Raw genomic sequence first — 17264 nt, 5'->3', positions numbered from 1 at the left:
TTCTGCTGTTTTGTTAAGGCATTTGGATTACATTTGTCCTTGCTATGAAAAACCGCAAGGCTGCTATCGGCTTTATCTTCGTTACGCTTCTGATTGATGTGATCGGATTTGGCATTATCATACCTGTTCTGCCATCCCTGATTTCTTCCATGCTGGATATTCCGGTCAATGAAGCCAGCCGTTACGGTGGTATGCTTACCGCCATGTACGCCATCATGCAGTTTATCTTCGCCCCGATTCTGGGCAATCTCAGCGATAAATATGGCCGCCGGCCTGTTCTGTTGATCTCTTTGTTTGGCTTCTTTCTGGATTACCTCATCCTGGGTTTTGCACCCAGTTTTTATTGGCTGTTTGTTGGCCGCACCTTAGCCGGCATCACTGGTGCCAGCTTCACGACTGCAGCCGCCTACATTGCCGATATCAGCACCAAAGAAAACCGTGCTAATAATTTTGGCATGATCGGCGCAGCCTTCGGCCTGGGCTTTATCCTGGGTCCTGCATTGGGTGGCTGGTTGGGAGAAATAGGCACGCGGGTGCCCTTCTTTGCAGCCGCCGGACTGACCCTGGTCAACTGGATGTACGGCTACTTTGTATTGCCTGAATCACTCGGTACGGAAAACCGGAGAGAATTTGACTGGAAGCGCGCCAATCCATTCGGTGCGATCGCTCATTTACGCAAATATCCGTCCATCAGCGGACTTTTCATCTCCTTTGCCCTGGTCTACATCGGTGCTCATGCTGTACAAAGCAACTGGAGTTATTACACCATGTACCGGTTCAACTGGTCGGAAGGCATGGTAGGTCTTTCATTGGCCCTGGTCGGTTTGTTGGTAGGCGCAGTTCAAGGTGGACTGATCCGGGTGATCAATCCGATCCTCGGGGATACCAGAAGCTCCTACGTGGGTCTACTGCTTTATGCACTGGGTCTGGCGCTTTTTGGCTTTGCCTTCCAGAGTTGGATGATGTATGCTTTCTTATTACCTTATTGTCTGGGAGGTATTGCCGGACCAGCATTGCAGTCCATCATTACCAGCCAGGTTCCGCCCAATGCGCAGGGTGAGCTGCAAGGCGCTCTGACCAGCCTGATCAGCGTGACATCAATCATCGGACCTCCATTGATGACGGGATTATTTACTTATGCGACCAGCGCCAATGCCCCATTTCATATCCCCGGACTACCCTTCTTTCTTGGATCGGTTCTCATGCTTTTAAGTGCGGTAATAGCCTACCGGACATTGCACCGTAAGGAAATCTGAAACTTCTGTTACTTAATCCAGAAAAGTACGGATGTGTTCCGCCAAACGAGCCAGTTCTTCGTGACTTACGTTCTTTTTAGGGCGGGTAAAATCCATGTCGGAGAGGGCATTGATAGGGATCAAATGCACATGTGCATGGGGTACTTCGAGTCCGATGACGGTAACGCCGATGCGGTTGCAGGGAACTGCTTTTCGCAAGCCGCCGGCAACTTTTTTGGCAAATTGCATCAAAGCAGCCAGGTGTTCGTCTTCCAGATCAAAGAGGTAATCGACCTCCTTCTTGGGAATGACCAGGGTATGACCTGTCTGAACCGGCTGGATGTCCAGGAAAGCCAGGAAATCATCTGATTCGGCGATACGATGACAGGGAATTTCTCCTGCTACGATCTTGGAGAATATACTGGCCATCAGACGCCGATCTCTAATATCTGAAACTGCATCAATCCGGCCGGCGTCTGAACTTCGGCAACTTCTCCCACGGCCTTACCCAGCAATCCCTGACCAATGGGGGAAGTGGCAGATATCTTTCCTTCCTTTAGATTAGCTTCGGTCTCTGAAACCAATTTATACTGGACTTCCTTCTTGGTCTTCATGTTCTTGATCTTTACCGCCGAAAGCAGTACTACTTTGGAGGTGTCGATCTGGCTCTCGTCAATGATCCTTGCGGTAGCCATGACTTTTTCCAGTTCGTTGATGCGCAATTCAAGCATGCCTTGAGCATCTTTTGCTGCATCGTATTCTGCATTCTCTGATAGATCACCTTTCTCTCTGGCTTCAGCAATTGCCCGTGCTGCTTCCTGGCGACCTGTAGTTTTTAGTTCATCTAATTCCAGTCGGACTTTGTCATATCCTTCCTGTGTCAAATACGTCACTGACATAAAAAATATTTAGGTTAATACGTGCTAATGGATGAGTATTGGTTATTCCATTGACTAAAAAGACAAGAACGCTTCGAGCCGCAACTGAAACGTTCTTGTCCTTATCAAAGGACAAATGTATTAAAAAATGGCTCGTTTGTCAACTATGGTGTTTTCGGTGCCGGTTTGCTCTGCCTGGGCATGCATCCACGAAAACCTGGCCGGAACAGAAATACCAGTTAGAAGTCTGCTAATCCAAGGTTAAATGCTGATTCGAAAAGCAATGCTATGTGATCCCTGGAAGGGATTGGTAGCGCGGTATCCGTAGTCGATACCCAGCTTATAATCACTGCCTTTTTTCAACGGGACTTCAAATCCCATCCCTGCACTCAACCCGGTATAGACGCTGTGATCCACCGATTCGCTGTTCGTCCCCAGCTCATATTTGTAGGCACCCCGGATAAAGAACAAGTCTTTAAAACAATATTCCATTCCACCACCCAGGTTGTCCCGTGAAAATGAATTGGAGGTAAAATTTCCAATCAGCGTAAACCGATGATCATCCCCGGCATACAGGTCGTAAGACATGCCGATATTCAACATGGATGGCAATTCAAAGGAAGCCGACCGCTGGTCGTAGGTCAGGTTGTATTGCAAGGTACCGTCCGGATTCGTTTCCTGAATGGACAGTCCTTCTCCGCCAAACCGCATTGGCGATCCGATATTGCGCAGGGAGATACCGAATTTAAAATTATCCTGAGGGCCGGTTACGTACTGAACACCGGCATCCAGGGCAAAGCCAAATGCGCTCAGATTTGCCGTTGATTCTGAAATTCCACGAAATAAAATTCCTACGGATACCTTGTTTTCAAATGTGTGGGCATAAGCCATACCCAGATGGAAAAAGTTCGGTGAAAATGTGGCACCGGTCCCTTCCGGTTGCTGTACGGAAGTCTCCACAATATCTCCAAGATTTAAAGACATCAGGCTGATGCCAAAGGCGCCATTCTTGCCTACTTTCTGAACAAATCCCAGAGCATTCAGCCGAACATCACTACCCTTGAGGTAGATCGTATGCCCGAGGAGGACCTCGGTCTGATGAATACGGGTCATACCTGCGACATTCAGTCGCATGGCTTCAGCTCCCTGGATACACGCCGTGGTCAACGAATGCAATCCCGCACTCCGGGCCCAGGGATTAAGTGTTAATTCATAGGCTCCGGCTTCTCCCTGCCGGTCAGGATTCCCTGCCCGGCCTGATGGCGCGGCCAGTATTCCCATGAGGATCAATCCAATAAGGTATATACGTGTCATAAGCCAGTAGGATCAAATTTACGTTGTACGCCAAACCACTTTAGCACCCTGGATCCTAAGCCGGGAGCATCCACATGGATGAGGTATACTCCGCTGGCCACCGGTATTCCTTTGCTGTTCTTGATATCCCATTCCAGGTCCGGTACGATCTGATTGTTCAACAAGGCCGGATTGGAGCGGCCTTCTACCGGAGTTCTGGATTCATTGCGCTTGTATTGCCGGATAAATTTGCCGTCGAGGCTATATATCGTCACGGTACAATCGGCCGGCAGGTTGGTAATTTTTACGGTGGTCGAAAACTGAGAAGTCTCGTACGGCGAATAACCGTAATAAGGATTGGGTACTACATTGATGGACCGCAGAGCTGCCGGTATGCTGGCCTGCTCCAACTGGGTGGCTTCCACATTGGTAAAGGAAAACATATAGGCCGGATGCCCACTATTGGCGCCAGTACCTTCCGCTACCTGATACGGATCATCAACACGGATTTTAATGGTCGTTTCCGTCGGGATCAACCCCTCTGCCAATGATTTCAGCGATTGTCCGCTGCGGACCAGTGGTATTCCCGCCCAGGTGACCGTCGTCAACCCGGGTACTTTCTTCAGATCGGTTATACCGGCGGCAAATCGAGTCCTGAGATCGGCGCAGCCATCGTACTCAGTGTTGGTCACATAGAGATAATGTTGACCGCCTGCTACGTAGTTGAATAAGGTGACTGCGGCACCATTGTCCAGGAACACCTGGCTGGTTGGATTCCACATCATATCACCGCCAGTGGGCTTTCCATTGTCAAAATCATCCGGGAAATACCTGCCGTCGTAATAGGAGTTTTCCCCAAAAAACACATTCAGCCGCTTGCCGGACTCCACGTCGATCACATAGCCGGGAAACCAGCCCATGCCTACACCATCGCCGTCAGGATCAGCCAGGCCGTCACCATCTTTGTCGTCCTTACTAACCGAGGGGCTTTGCCGGAGATCAAAATTGCGCGCATTACCTATGGTATTACCCAGGCCATTAAAGTATGGAGAAGCCGTCTCCACGACCACACAACGGCTCCAAAGGGATTTATCCGGAGTCAAAACGATGTCCACGTTATTTAACTGAGACAAGCTTGTCCGGTCTTTTACAATATTAAAGCTCTGTTGGGCATCCTGCCAGCAAGGTGAAATATACGGAATGTCCGTGGCCAGCCTGCGATAATCCGTCAGGAAGAAAGGCACCATTACCCCTCCGCCCATGGTAGATAATGCCCGGTCGGGGTCGTATGGATAATCCGGCTCACCACTAAGGGTCTTTACATAATGGAAAACGCCGTTGCCATCCGGGATAAAACTGAACCAGGCTTCATTTGGATCCGCATAGCTTACCTCAATACCGATGGCTCCATTGGAGGCATCCGTAAGGCTTCCGACATCCGGTGTCTGACCTATTTGTATGGAAAATCCATAATTCGCAATGATCTGTTCATTCAGCCGGCTGAGGGAAGTCTCAGACATGATCGGTTTATCCGGTGTTTCTATATTGGAGAGCACCCAACGTGCATCGGGGCCCAGCACTTTATCATTCATGTTGTTGTCGATAAAACGCAACAGGAAGGTGCCGTCTTTGACATCCAGCGGATTATACACCAGCAATTTTAACGGTCCACGTCCCGGTTCATAGGTTATGGTTCCGTCAAAACTGCCGTTCAAGATAGCCGCACGGGTATCGGAGGTAATGTCCAGGAAGTTGTTTCCGACTCCTAATCCGTCCAAACGGGTAATCTGTGCGCCATCACCATAGGAGGATTGCAGGTTCTGGTAAGTAATGGGGCGGGGAATTCCCTCGTATTTCTGAATATTCCTACGGCCTTCCAGGTAAGGCCGGCGTTGACCCACCACATCTTTAGGGTCAAAATCCCGGTAATTATTATAAGCATAGGCAACTACCGTGAAATAATATTTCTTATGGTTGAGTAATGTCCGGTCGTCGGTGGCAAATTGATCTTCCGTTACCTTAAATGAATGTCGAATGCCTTTATCCTGACCCTCAACCTGCAATTCCGGAACCCAGATCGGTTCACTCGAATTCGGATTAGCCAATGACTTCCAGTTGTATACACTGCGGACATTATTCATCAGGTCAACCTGGTAGATCAGACGCGCTTTGTCAAAATTGTCCAGTTCGCCGACAGAAACATCCGAACTCTGGAGCTGATAGATCTTATATCCCTCGAAGAAATACAAACTATCATCTATCCCGGCCGGAGCTTGCAAGTCCTTTTCATGGTAAGCTTCAAATGCATTGTTGGAATTGATGGTGTCGTTTGTCAAAACCAGCACCAGCTCCTGGTCCAGTTCAATGATATCCATATCCGGCGCATCTGGCCCGTCGGTTATATCAAAGCAGTTGTCAAATAATGCCTGGGCGATATCATCTGCAGATAACAGCCGGTCGATGTCCGGGCAAGGATAATTGAGGTCCGGTACCCACACAACTCCAATGATCAACTCATTGACGGCTCCGGGATCCAGGCGAAATGGCCCGGAAGCCTGGATGGTCCGGCGGTCTCCGTAATCCAGGTTTGCCGTACACATGGACCAGCCGGCAGAATTATTCGGAGCTTCAGTGAATGCATAGTCGATGGGTGTACCGCCGACCTGGAAGGCCGAACCGCCGTAGGTGAACGGGGTGCCATCTTTCCAGGAGCCGGACAAATAATTGTAATATTCCTGTGCAACCTGTGGGTCGGTCTGGGCATTTGGCCAGTTACCTACCGCCTGGTTGTTGTAATAAGTGAAAGAGGACATGCCGATTTCATTGCCGTTTTCATCATGCGGGCCGCGGAAATAATCTACGCCGAGGATGGGAATGGCATCACAATACGTGTTGACCCCCTGGGGACAGGAACAGCCGGTCTCGCCATCCACCGCGTCTTCATTGTAGACATAGGCCATACTGCGGGAGGTATCACATCCGATGTAGTCATCGGTATAGCAACCCAAATCGGGGTCCACCCACATGGCAAAGAAGGTACTGTCGATGGTACTGGTAGCCCGGTTGATCAGCTTGTAATGCTGGAAGGTCATGTCATTGATCTCATCGTTGGTCGAATAAGCAAACGCCTGGACCTGCACTTCCATCTGAATGGGCTTGCCCTGCGTCTGGGTATGGATACCTCCTGCATCGTTATAAATCCAGAAGATCATCTGATCCGGATATTGAGGCGCATGGCAGCCTATGATGTCGATCACCGGATAATCGCCATCGCAAGGATCGTACAATCCATTACCATTACGGTCGTAGAAGGAGGCGAGACCCTGCGTGGTATTGGGCAATTCAAAGCCAACCAGTTCCGCAAAATATGGATTGCCGCGTGCCGGCCATTCCAGGATGTCTTCCGGTATGGACTCGCAATCGTAATCTTCTCCCGCCTGAATGGCCTTATTGTAATTTGCGATGTGTCTGGCAATATTGGCCCCGGAAACCTCAAAATGACGGTCCCAATTGGCACAGGTTTCGAAGTCTACCGAGCCAAGGACAGGATCGAGAGGTCCCGGCCAAAAGTCGTTAGTACTTCCGGTACGGTAGGTTTGAGCAGCTAATTTGAGATTACCAACCGGGTCATAGCCGCCCAGCCATACTGCTCCGGCAAAGATGGAAGATACTTCCGGTAGCCCGGAAGCCGGATCAACTTTGGGTACGATGTACTTACCTTCGGTAAGGTCCCACCACACATCTCCACCTCCCAATAAGCGAGCCCGCACATTATTGATGTCCATATCAATGCTGGACCGGGAAGGAGCACAGTCTTCACGGAGCTCCAGCACTTCAGAGCTGGGAGCCACCTTGCCTGTACCGATATCCGGCCGGTGCGCCAACACAGGCTGGGCACAAAAGGCAAGAAAGAGAAAGATGGTTGTATGGCGAAGGATGTTCATAGCTTAGAATTCTAAAATGGCGCCGAGATACATGCGACGTGGTAATGAATAGAGATCCGGATTTAATAACGCCCACTGATAGCTAGCCAGGTAAGCATCGACATCACGGCCGCTGGTTGAGATGGTATTTAGCGCGGATTTGCCATCCGAAGAGGTCAGATAACCATCGTCATCCGGTGATCCGGTCACCGGATATACCCCGATGACATTGCGTGTATCCAGTAAATTCTCCACCCGGAAATAGACATTGAGATAAGTGGGCCGCTTGCTGTTTTCTTTGCCCAGCAAGAAACTTTTATCCACGCGCATGTCGAAAGTATAATTCCAGGGCAGCCGCGCTCCGTTGATTGCACCCTGGTAGCCGGTTCCGCCAAAAGGCTGTGCACGCGTCAGTTTGGTATAGGGACGGCCGCTGACAGCGGTAGCCGTCAGGTTCACGCCAAAATTGGCCAGCACATCGGCACCAAACCAGATGGGACCATTGTATAATTTCCCGGATCCATAGCGGTAATCCAGTGTCGTCACAAATCGGTGCCGCTCATCAAAAGACAGTGGCAGCAAGGTCCGGATATTGCCCCGCGTGGTCAGCCCGCGCTGTGAGTTGGCATTGGAACCGGTACCGTCGGCAAACTGCAGGGTGTAATTGGCCGTCATTTCCAGATTAGCGGTACGTCGCAGATCATACTGGAAGCTGAAGCCTTTCACCGTACCAAAATCCAGGTTGCCATATCCCGTGTAAGTATTCACAGGAGCAGGAATATACAAATAGGTCCGTGTCTGGATCATGTCCCGCAATTCCTTATAATACACGGAGATCTTCAGAGCAGATGATTGGCTCAACTTCTGTTGAAATCCGACTTCGTAATCTATGGTGCGCTCCGGACGCAGAGCCGGGTTATTGGAAGGGGTACGACCGGCGTCTTCGAAATAATAATAATCCAGGGCAGTGGTCAATGTATTGGAAGGAGGTCTCTGCACCAGGATGTCATAGTGAGCAAAAAAGTTAGCAACGTCGCTGATGGGAAAGGAAAAAGCCAATCGAGGCATCCAGTTGACCTGGGGGGTATAATCGGTAAAGGAAGTATTTGGGTCAAAATCACGGCTCTTGATGTCCGCTTCGGGATCCACGTATTTGGGATGGACGATCTCTCCACCGAAGATGAGGTTCCCATCGTTTGCCGCCGTACCATTGGGATAATACCATTGTTCATCCCGGCGAAAAGCGACGACCTTGTTTGAGTTGTCTCCATCCACATAGACCTTGAAGTCATCCTCAACCGGTGCCGGGCGAGCCTGGCCCGTGCTGGCATAGAAGTCGGACGCATTCATGATCTCATACAGCGAAAAAGGATCTTTGAGTACCTTGGTATTGGCATCATACCGGTCTACCCGAAGACCAACCCGGAAGATGATGTCCCGGTAAGTAAATTTATCCTGCAGGTAAAATGCCCCATAGATAGGTTGATTGGGAGCTACCAGAAACTGGCGTCTGCCATCCGGATACACACTGGTGAAGAAATCATTGAAAGTGACATTATTCCCGATCTTATTGCCCAGATAATCGTATCCAAAATAGTCAATCACGCCCTGATCCGTCAGCTCCTGTACCGAGAACATATCCAGACTCAGATCGTCAGGATTGAGGGCATCGACATTCACGTAATCGTGAACGGATTGCCCGGTCAGGTCACGGACTTTTTTATAAAATAGCAAGTTGGGATCCTCATCGACCAGGGTCTGGAATTGCTCATAGGAAAGGTCGCTGAATACTCCTTTAAAGGTTCCGATCACCGAAGTGGTATCAACCCCGATGATCTGATTATTCGCCTGCAGACGGGCGATCGTCCATAATCCAAACGGCGCCACCGCCCAGGAACGATTCAACCGTTGCTCATAGACCAGACCAAACTGGATGTTGTGGCGGCCTTTGTCCGATCCGCCAGGAAACAGGTCAAAAGAGGTACCCAGATTTAACGTATAAGTATCGTTTTCAGATTTCGAAACCCGGTTGTACACCGCGCCTACATTGCTGTGGATTCGCCAGATACTGTTGTAGTTACTGGACCAGAAGCCATTGTACGCATTATACCCTTCGATGCTGGATGGACTGGTATTGAGGTTGTAATTCGCCAGGACCGGGTTATAGCTGCCAGGGGTATAGCCTTCCAAAACCTGCAGGTATCCGGCATGAGCTATGCCGGGCAACGGACCACGTGAATAGGGTGATTCACCTTCCACCGGGATCCAGTTCACATCGTAAGAGCCGATGTATCCATAGCGAAAGAGGTTGTTTTTATGGCGTTGATCCTCGTCGTGGGTGAAGGATTTCTCATACCCGAGCTGAAAGGTGTAGGAAGCATTGCGGATAAAACCCTGCTGAGGATGATTGTCATCCAGCGACTGGCGGCCGAGGCGATGTCGCAGCCGGAAATTTGCCCTGTAGCCGGAGCTGTAAAAGAAGGGGTTATTCTCGTAATCGAGGAGTCCCCATCCACCCGGGGTAAATTGATTTTTTGATGTGTTGTAATTCCCGGACAAAGTCACATCGATGTTGCGACTGATCTGCGCATCAATCTTACCCGTCAGGTCCAGTCGCTCCGAACCTTCATTCGGGATAGCCTTAAGTAACTTCGCATCGTCGTTCTGAAGCAGTTCACCGCTGGAGACCGTAATGCCTTCGTAGGAGGACAGGGGGTTTTCTTCCAGCGACCGGATCCGGTCCGGATCCACCCGGTATACCCCATAGGCCGGAGGGTCATCCACCTTCCTTCCCCGGTATTGACCGGCCAGGCGGTAACCCAGGATGGACTGTCCGCTTTTTTTCCTGAGAATGGGTCCGCTAAGGTTCATGTTGACCAGATTGTACCCGTAAGGATCCAGGTACTGACTGCTCTCCACTTCCAGTCCTCCGCTAAACTGATTGGAAGGTCCTTTGGTGGTGATGGCAATGATCCCTCCGGTCACATCACCGTATTTTGCTTCGATCCCTCCGGTAATGACCTGTAGCTGATCGATTTCTGTCTGAGGCAGCAGACTGCCCGTCACCCGGATGCCGTCGATGTAATAATCCGTAGCATTGGTTCTAGAGCCGCGTACGGCGATGGCCCCTCCGTCGATGGAGGAGATTCCCGCTGCGGTGGCGGCCAACTGATTGATGTTTTTCATGGGTAGGTTGCGGATCTTCTCCGCTGTGACGATACCGCCTGAAGTGGTATTGTCCTGCTCGATCAAAGGGACTTTGTATTCAATGACGACCACCTGATCCAATACCAGGCCCTGACTGATACCAATATCCAGTTTATTGGACTTCCCGGAAAAGACCACTACGCCCGTCTGCCGCTGGGTCTGATAACCTACGTAACTAACTTCCACGTCGTAGGTCCCCGGGTCGATGTTGGACAGGGTGTAGTTACCGTCAATATCGGTATCCGTACCAGTGACCAGCACGCCATTACGGTACAGGGCGATGTTACAGCCGATCAGCGCTTCTCCGGTCTCCTGGTCAGTCACTTTTCCTTCCAGGGAGGTTTGCGTCCAGCCTGAAACTGCGCAAGCAAATACAATTCCCAGGATGTAAAGAATTCGCTGCATGGATTTGGCATTCATGTGTTCTTAGTTTCTGCGTCGTGGCATCACCACCGGAACCATCTTTTCCGACCGTAAAAGTAGTAGATCACGGCTTCTTATCGCACATGCTCTACTATCATTTAACGTATGAAGGTACGATTTTGAAGCCCTTGCCTGATTTTGTCAACCAGGACCTGGGCAATTTTGTATTTGGATTCCCTGGTCCAGCCAGCAATGTGCGGTGATAGGACTACCTGGTCCAGTGCATACAGCCTGCTATAGACAGCTAGCTCTTGCGCCGTCATGGTCGCCGGTTTTTCGTTTTCAAAGACATCCAGACATGCCCCCTTCAACCGCCCTGACTCCAATGCCTCCACCAGGTCTGCTGTGTTGACGATGCTGCCGCGGGAAGTGTTGATGAGGATGGCCCCCGGCCGGCATTGATCCAGAAAAGACCGGTTCACGAGATGGTGTGTCTCATCGGTAAGTGGCAGATGCAAACTGATGACATCGCATTCGAAAAGATCCTCGCCTTGCTTTTCAGTAACATAAGGGAAGTCATCCAGGTAATCGGTCTTGTATTTATCGTAGGCCCAGACCTCCATCTCCATTCCTGCTAATTTGCGGGCGAACTGACTTCCATTATTGCCAAACCCATAAATTCCGATGCGTTTACCCGCTAGCTCCACGCCCCGGTTGGCTTCACGCTGCCAGGTGAACTGCCGTACCTCCCGGTCTGCCCTAAGTAAATTATTCTGCAGCGCCAGCAACATGCCCAGAGCTTGTTCGGCAACGGCATTGGCATTTCCTTCCGGGGAATTAATTACGGCCACACCCCGGCGGGCACAAGCGGGCAGATCGAAGATATCCAATCCGGAGCCGAGCCTACCCACCCAGATAAGATGAGGTGCCTGATCAAGCAATAAGTCATCAACCCGGATCTTACTGTTGACTACCAGTCCCACATAAGGAGTTATTTGCTGCATGGTATCTTCAAACGAGATCAGCGGTTGGTATTCAACCGCATAACCCAATGCAGATAATCCTTCGATCAGATAAGGGTGGACATCGTCCGTGATTAATACACGTGGCTGCATGCTGCAAACCTAGTGATTTTAGGGGTATAAGTAAACACCACGAACCGGACGGTGCCCGCTACGGACGAAGATGGTCATGACGTTTCAAAAAGAAGATTATCAGGAGGTTTATTATTGCGGTATTCCTTCCACTAGCATTTCATTTCCTGCTTTGTCATAATAGGTACAGGTCATTTTGTCCATGCTGATCGCCCATTTTTCAACACCGTAGGTTGCACAATTTGTAATGAACGTCAGAAAATCAGTCTTGCCCTGCTGATGGACTAATAACTCCTCCTTAAAGGCATCTCTGCTTGCAATGGCAGCTATTTCCAAGGCGGCATATTTGGCAGGAATTTTTACGGTATAATTATTATCTCCGTGATAGTCAATATGTCCGTCCGTTACATAAGTTTCATAATGAGTGACCCCCATCGATTTGATTTCTTTAATGTAGGCCGGGAAGTCTGCACCGGACTTTACTTTGCCATGCGCTGCTTTGATTTGTTCGAGTGTAAACATTTATTTTCGTGCTTTTACCTTAAAATTAATTGATGCCATTGCTTTATGGATACGCTACAAAAGTGCAAGCTCAAAAATCCTTTTAATTGTAAAAAATCGTTTTTCTACAAGAAGCGCTTAAAGTTCTCCGGCGTATCACCAGTATATTGCCTGAAGTCTTTGATAAAGTGAGCCTGGTCAAAGAAATGGTATTGGTAGCAAATCTCTGTGAGGGTTTTGGGTTCGCTGATATTTTCAATAACCGAATTAAATCGGACAATGGAAGCAAATTTTTTAGCCGTTGTTCCCACCACTCTGCGAAACCGCTTTTCGAACGGGCTTTGGCTGATCAACAATTTTTCGATCAATTCCTTGATCTGAATGGTTCCCTTGGATTGGTAAATAATTTTAACTGCCTCGACAATAAGTTTATCCGTATCGATTTCCCTCAGTTGTGTGAGTAAAAATTGCTCCACCGCTTTTATTCGTTGCTTATCTGTTTTAGCAACCGATAATTTTTCCTGGACTTCATTCACTTTGCCTTTGTCAAAAATAGTTTCCAGTGAAAGGCTTAAATTAAATAACTCATTGGCCGGATGGGTAGCGAAGTGCATAAACCCTACTTCGGTAAAGAAAACCAGTACCGTCCCGATGTCTGCCGAATTTTTAAAGATTTTGTACCGATCGGAAATGCCTGTAATTCCTGCGGAGTTCAGTTTGCTTTCCGTCTGGTCTGTAATTGTGGCCAGTTGTCCTTTGTATTGAAATCCCATCACTATGCCTGAGGAGGGAAATATTTTGTACTCGCTTTCCAATGCATTCTCAGCCACTACAAAATATTTGATGTAGGGTTTCAGTCGTTCCGTCGGAAAATGTTTGTCAAATTTCATTTCGGCTGAAATGGCATATTTACCTGATAACTAATTGATCGCAGTGGGCTCTTACCCCGAATTTAATACAATTGTTATCCCTTGTTGCTAGATCTTCGGTTTGATCCACTCCCGGATCGCCAGCCGGATGCCAAGGTGATGGGTGGAGCCAGCCAGGTGATAGGTGCTGAACCCATAATCAAACTGGATCTTCTTCACTTTAAAACCGATGCCGCCCGAAAATCCGGCCAGACTCCTGAACTGATCCACCGATAGTTCTTTCCTCCGCAGGTGGTTATACCCAAAACGAATCTGGAGGTTTTCCTGCTTACCCAGCAGGATCTCCCCGGAGAAGATCACATGACGAAAGAGGTTATCGACCACTTTGGAAAAAGCGCTAGGTCCCGGTATCGGCTCGCCGAACAGATCCACATCCTGATCGGAATTGGGGTCTTCATAAAGCAGGTTCCAGCGATGCAGATGGTGGACGACGGTAGAAAAGCGGAAAGGCACGTGTGCCAGCCGCCGGCTAACGCCAAATTGCAGATCAAAAGGCACCGGTTCGTATTGACCGGGCACAAAAGGTGTAAACTGGGTCCCCAAATTGCGGACCACCAAGCCCAGCTGGGTCAATCCGTCCAGGGAACGGCGGTGAAGTCCCAGATCCAGCACTGCTCCGGTACTGCTATAGCCTTCCAGGCTGCTGAAGATCCACTTCAAAGAAGCTCCTGCCCGCCACAGTGGATGGATGCTGCGCGCAAGCGATGCCTGAAAGGCAAAATCACCGGCAGAGAACGGCGTGGTAAAGTTGCCGAATTCGTCCGCACCATCGAAGGATCCGTACGACAGGTATTGCAGTCCGGTAGCCCAGTAATACGGGGAGTTTTTCCAACGCTGTCCGTAGCCTGCGTAGATCTGTTTGATGCCCGCAAAATGAAAGTCAATATTGGCACTGAGGTTGCCGGCTGCCAGAGAGTCCATCAGGGCCGGATTGATGGTAGCCTGGGCCGCATCCTCGGTAGCCAGTGCGATGGGAGCACCACCCAAAGCAGTCTGCATGGGACTGACGGCAAACCGGGTAAATTCATAAACGAAGCGACTGTCCACCTGGGCTGTAAGGGTAGTCGTTAAAACGAGCAAATAAAGGATGAGACGCAGATCAGTTGCTTTCCGCTTGCCAGGTCGTATGGCAAACTCCATCCGAACATTCCATTTTCTTGACGAGGGTGCCTTGTTCATCATAGAGCTTTAGTTCGCCGTCTTCTTTCGGACCATTAAGGTAGGAACCTTCTGCTTTGATGTTGCCATTTTCATAGTATTCTTTGAAAGGGCCGTTCTCTTTATTCCCGGAGAAGGCCACCTCTTCCATCAGTTGACCTCCCTGATAATAACGTTTCCAAACGCCGGACATGGCTCCTTCCTGATAATTCCCCTCCATCTCGATGCGGCCGTTGGGATAATAGGTCTTATAGTCACCGGCAAAATTCCCGTGATTGTAATGCTCTTCGATCACGACCTGCCCTGTCGTATCGTATAATTTGCGAACTCCGTGCAATACATCATCGAGATAGACCGACTCCTCCATGATCTTCCCGCTGGCATCGTACTTTATGTAGGTGCCTTCTTTAAGACCGGATTCGGTATTCACGGTATATTTTTCCGTATAGTTATCAACCTGCTGCTCCACCTGGCGCAGCTTCTGACTACAAGCAAAAATGGTCACCCCGGTAAGGATGACCATATATGTATAAACTAATTTCCGATTCATATCAATAATACGTCGAGCGGTAGTCTTTTATTTTAGCATTCTTCCGCAATGATTCGATCAACCGTGAGGCGATGGCCGAACGCGGTTGCGCGCTGGCTTGTTGACGGAGGGCAGCAATATTTGGATCGGTAGCGTCTTCAATTTTGTCGGTCACTTTGATGACATAAACACCGTTCTCACCGATGATGGGTGAGGAGGTTGCATCCTTCGACAATTTGAAGGCTTCGGCAATCACTTTAGGTTCATTACCCAGACCAGGAACAAAACTGCTCACAAACGTCACATTTTGTGCTGAGTCCACCTCGGTACTGAACTGTCCTGCGATGGAAGCCAGATCGGTTCCGGTAATCTTACCGGCGATAACCTGTCCTTTCTTCTGATTACGTACCAATGGAGTTACATCTTCCCGCACACTTTCGATGCTGGCGACACCAGCCGGCTGGATGGCACTCAGCGCGACGATCAGGTATTTAGAGTTGTAGTAATTGACCGGATCCTGATAAATGTAAACATCCGGGGATACGGCATCCATTTCTGCATTCTTGCTGTATGCCCACTTGATGATATCACGAGCGGTCTGTCCGGTTCCGACTTCCAGCATATAAGCGTCATTTTCTTGCAAAAACCCGCTCTTCTCCACACTCAAAGCCGGATTTTCATCTGCTGCTTTCTGCATTTCGGCCAAAGTCCGGTTGCTGGAAACAAAATCGGCTGCCTGGTTGTAAATTTCATTCTGGGTGCCCTCGCTGGGGATGATCGGGCTGACAATGGTTCCGATCTTATAACCTTCTTTATTCTCAATGAATTTGTAATCCTCCACTTCGATCAAATGGATTCCAAACTGCGTAGCTACAATATTCAGTTCACCCTTTTTTGCCTGGTAAAAAATCATGTCGTTAAATGGCTTTACCATACGATTTAACGCGGCATAACCCAGTTCTCCACCCAAGGTGGCAGAACCCGGATCCTGGCTATCGGTGCGGGCCAGCGAGTCAAAAGATGCAACTCCAGTCTCAATCAGGGTCTTGATGCTATCGATGTATCGATAAGCTGCACTCATCTCTGCCTGACTGTTGGGACTGGCGGTACGCAGGATATGCCGTGATTTAACCGAGTCCGGAATGATCTTGGTATCCATCAGTTTGACGATCTCGTAGTTGTTACCGGAGATGTACGGTCCATAAACCTGCCCGGGGTGCAAGGTCACCAGCGTATCAGCGATTACCGGGTTAAGTTCTTCCCGGGTGTAGTAGACCGGATCGTACTGGCTGTAATTCTGATCCAAAAACAGGGTATCATTGGTTGACTCTGTAAAAGGTGTGACCAATTCCTGAATGTCTGCATAGATGGCAGCTGAGTCCTCTGAAGTTGGAATCACTTCGTATTTCACATAGCTTACCTGCCGGGTTTCTTCGTCCCGGGTATAGGTTTTCTTATGATCATCAATATAAGCTTTGATATCTGCATCCGTTACTTCCACTTCAGCATCTTCCACCTCATCAAAGGGAATCTGCACATACTCAAAGCTGATCTTTTCATTTTGATCTTTATGCCGCAATTCTGCCATCCAGGAAGGTGTAAAAATGGATTTGGTGATCAGCGTATTTAATTTGGTCTGCAGCTGCGATTTGATGATCTGTTCTTCCTGATATTTCCAATAGGTTGCCAGATTCGGTTGAGCTTGTCCTGACTCGATCACTTGTTTGATCTGATTCAGTTGCTCGCGGTCTATTTGACCTGTCTGCGGGTTTTGAAACTGCTGACGGATGATCGGGCTAAGATTGTTACCGTATTGCAAGTCTTCCAATTCCACATCGCCTACGCCCAACCCAAGGGCATCGGATTCGGTCTTTACGATGGATTTTTCCACGAAATAATTCCACAGGTATGAACGCTGATTGTAAATATCCGCGCCACTGTTGGAATAAAGGACCTGCTGGGTGTTGTTAAATTCGGTCAGGGTGATCTCTTCTCCATTCACTTTGCCTATTACCGGGGTAGCCCGGCCACCGCGCTGTGCAGAGTTAGTGATATCCATGATTAAGAACCCGCCCAGAGCTACCGCAATCGTAACAACCAGAATCCAGCTATGCTTTCGGATAGTCCCTATTAAAGCCATATAATTTTTTATTT

12 protein-coding genes are annotated in these 17264 nt (G+C 49.2%); 1 reads left to right on the top strand and 11 read right to left on the bottom strand.

The genetic code is table 11. The annotated features are described in order from the left end of the window. Window positions 1–44: 44 nt before the first annotated feature. Window positions 45–1256, top strand: coding sequence for a TCR/Tet family MFS transporter (locus H6570_15355; GenBank protein MCB9320659.1), 1212 nt, complete (start codon window positions 45–47; stop codon window positions 1254–1256). Between the two features lie 12 nt (window positions 1257–1268). On the opposite strand, the gene H6570_15350 is transcribed toward H6570_15355, so the two are convergent. From H6570_15350 to H6570_15300, 11 genes are all read right to left on the bottom strand, one after another. Continuing rightward, the gene (locus tag H6570_15350) at window positions 1269–1664 is read right to left on the bottom strand and encodes an HIT family protein (protein MCB9320658.1); all 396 of its coding nucleotides are present in this window, start codon (window positions 1662–1664) and stop codon (window positions 1269–1271) included. Continuing rightward, window positions 1664–2134, bottom strand: coding sequence for a transcription elongation factor GreA (greA, locus tag H6570_15345; protein MCB9320657.1), 471 nt, complete (start codon window positions 2132–2134; stop codon window positions 1664–1666). The genes H6570_15350 and greA overlap by 1 nt, the downstream gene beginning before the upstream one ends. A 240-nt stretch (window positions 2135–2374) precedes the next feature. After that, on the bottom strand, window positions 2375–3427 hold the full coding sequence (locus H6570_15340; protein ID MCB9320656.1) for a PorV/PorQ family protein: 1053 nt from the start codon (window positions 3425–3427) through the stop codon (window positions 2375–2377). Beyond that, on the bottom strand, window positions 3424–7350 hold the full coding sequence (locus H6570_15335) for a hypothetical protein (GenBank protein MCB9320655.1): 3927 nt from the start codon (window positions 7348–7350) through the stop codon (window positions 3424–3426). The genes H6570_15340 and H6570_15335 overlap by 4 nt, the downstream gene beginning before the upstream one ends. A gap of 3 nt (window positions 7351–7353) precedes the next feature. Then, on the bottom strand, window positions 7354–10941 hold the full coding sequence (locus tag H6570_15330; GenBank protein MCB9320654.1) for a carboxypeptidase regulatory-like domain-containing protein: 3588 nt from the start codon (window positions 10939–10941) through the stop codon (window positions 7354–7356). A gap of 116 nt (window positions 10942–11057) precedes the next feature. After that, window positions 11058–12014, bottom strand: a complete 957-nt coding sequence (locus H6570_15325; protein ID MCB9320653.1) for a hypothetical protein — start codon at window positions 12012–12014, stop codon at window positions 11058–11060. 111 nt (window positions 12015–12125) lie between these two features. Continuing rightward, window positions 12126–12515 carry a DUF1398 domain-containing protein gene (locus H6570_15320; protein ID MCB9320652.1) on the bottom strand — a complete coding sequence of 130 codons (390 nt, stop codon included), beginning with the start codon at window positions 12513–12515 and terminating at the stop codon, window positions 12126–12128. 104 nt (window positions 12516–12619) lie between these two features. After that, complete coding sequence (locus H6570_15315) at window positions 12620–13384, bottom strand: helix-turn-helix domain-containing protein (protein ID MCB9320651.1); 765 nt, start codon at window positions 13382–13384, stop codon at window positions 12620–12622. Window positions 13385–13471: 87 nt separating this feature from the next. Next, on the bottom strand, window positions 13472–14563 hold the full coding sequence (porQ, locus tag H6570_15310; protein ID MCB9320650.1) for a type IX secretion system protein PorQ: 1092 nt from the start codon (window positions 14561–14563) through the stop codon (window positions 13472–13474). After that, the gene (locus H6570_15305) at window positions 14523–15104 is read right to left on the bottom strand and encodes a toxin-antitoxin system YwqK family antitoxin (protein ID MCB9320649.1); all 582 of its coding nucleotides are present in this window, start codon (window positions 15102–15104) and stop codon (window positions 14523–14525) included. Before H6570_15305 ends, porQ begins: the two co-directional genes overlap by 41 nt. Window positions 15105–15132: 28 nt before the next feature. After that, window positions 15133–17250: a peptidylprolyl isomerase gene (locus H6570_15300; protein MCB9320648.1), complete on the bottom strand. Its 2118-nt coding sequence runs from the start codon at window positions 17248–17250 to the stop codon at window positions 15133–15135. Window positions 17251–17264 lie beyond the last annotated feature (14 nt).

It is taken from the genome of Lewinellaceae bacterium, from assembly GCA_020636135.1.
In the GTDB taxonomy this organism is placed as follows: domain Bacteria; phylum Bacteroidota; class Bacteroidia; order Chitinophagales; family Saprospiraceae; genus JAGQXC01.
This window is presented reverse-complemented; position numbering and strand designations above follow the sequence as displayed.

What these genes read in the sequence shown, in the direction of transcription:
- H6570_15355 (MCB9320659.1), top strand. Translation starts at nt 45, where the DNA reads ATGAAAAACCGCAAGGCTGCTATCGGCTTTATCTTCGTTACGCTTCTG.
- H6570_15350 (MCB9320658.1), bottom strand. Translation starts at nt 1,664, where the DNA reads ATGGCCAGTATATTCTCCAAGATCGTAGCAGGAGAAATTCCCTGTCAT.
- greA (MCB9320657.1), bottom strand. Translation starts at nt 2,134, where the DNA reads ATGTCAGTGACGTATTTGACACAGGAAGGATATGACAAAGTCCGACTG.
- H6570_15340 (MCB9320656.1), bottom strand. Translation starts at nt 3,427, where the DNA reads ATGACACGTATATACCTTATTGGATTGATCCTCATGGGAATACTGGCC.
- H6570_15335 (MCB9320655.1), bottom strand. Translation starts at nt 7,350, where the DNA reads ATGAACATCCTTCGCCATACAACCATCTTTCTCTTTCTTGCCTTTTGT.
- H6570_15330 (MCB9320654.1), bottom strand. Translation starts at nt 10,941, where the DNA reads ATGCAGCGAATTCTTTACATCCTGGGAATTGTATTTGCTTGCGCAGTT.
- H6570_15325 (MCB9320653.1), bottom strand. Translation starts at nt 12,014, where the DNA reads ATGCAGCCACGTGTATTAATCACGGACGATGTCCACCCTTATCTGATC.
- H6570_15320 (MCB9320652.1), bottom strand. Translation starts at nt 12,515, where the DNA reads ATGTTTACACTCGAACAAATCAAAGCAGCGCATGGCAAAGTAAAGTCC.
- H6570_15315 (MCB9320651.1), bottom strand. Translation starts at nt 13,384, where the DNA reads ATGAAATTTGACAAACATTTTCCGACGGAACGACTGAAACCCTACATC.
- porQ (MCB9320650.1), bottom strand. Translation starts at nt 14,563, where the DNA reads ATGGAGTTTGCCATACGACCTGGCAAGCGGAAAGCAACTGATCTGCGT.
- H6570_15305 (MCB9320649.1), bottom strand. Translation starts at nt 15,104, where the DNA reads ATGGTCATCCTTACCGGGGTGACCATTTTTGCTTGTAGTCAGAAGCTG.
- H6570_15300 (MCB9320648.1), bottom strand. Translation starts at nt 17,250, where the DNA reads ATGGCTTTAATAGGGACTATCCGAAAGCATAGCTGGATTCTGGTTGTT.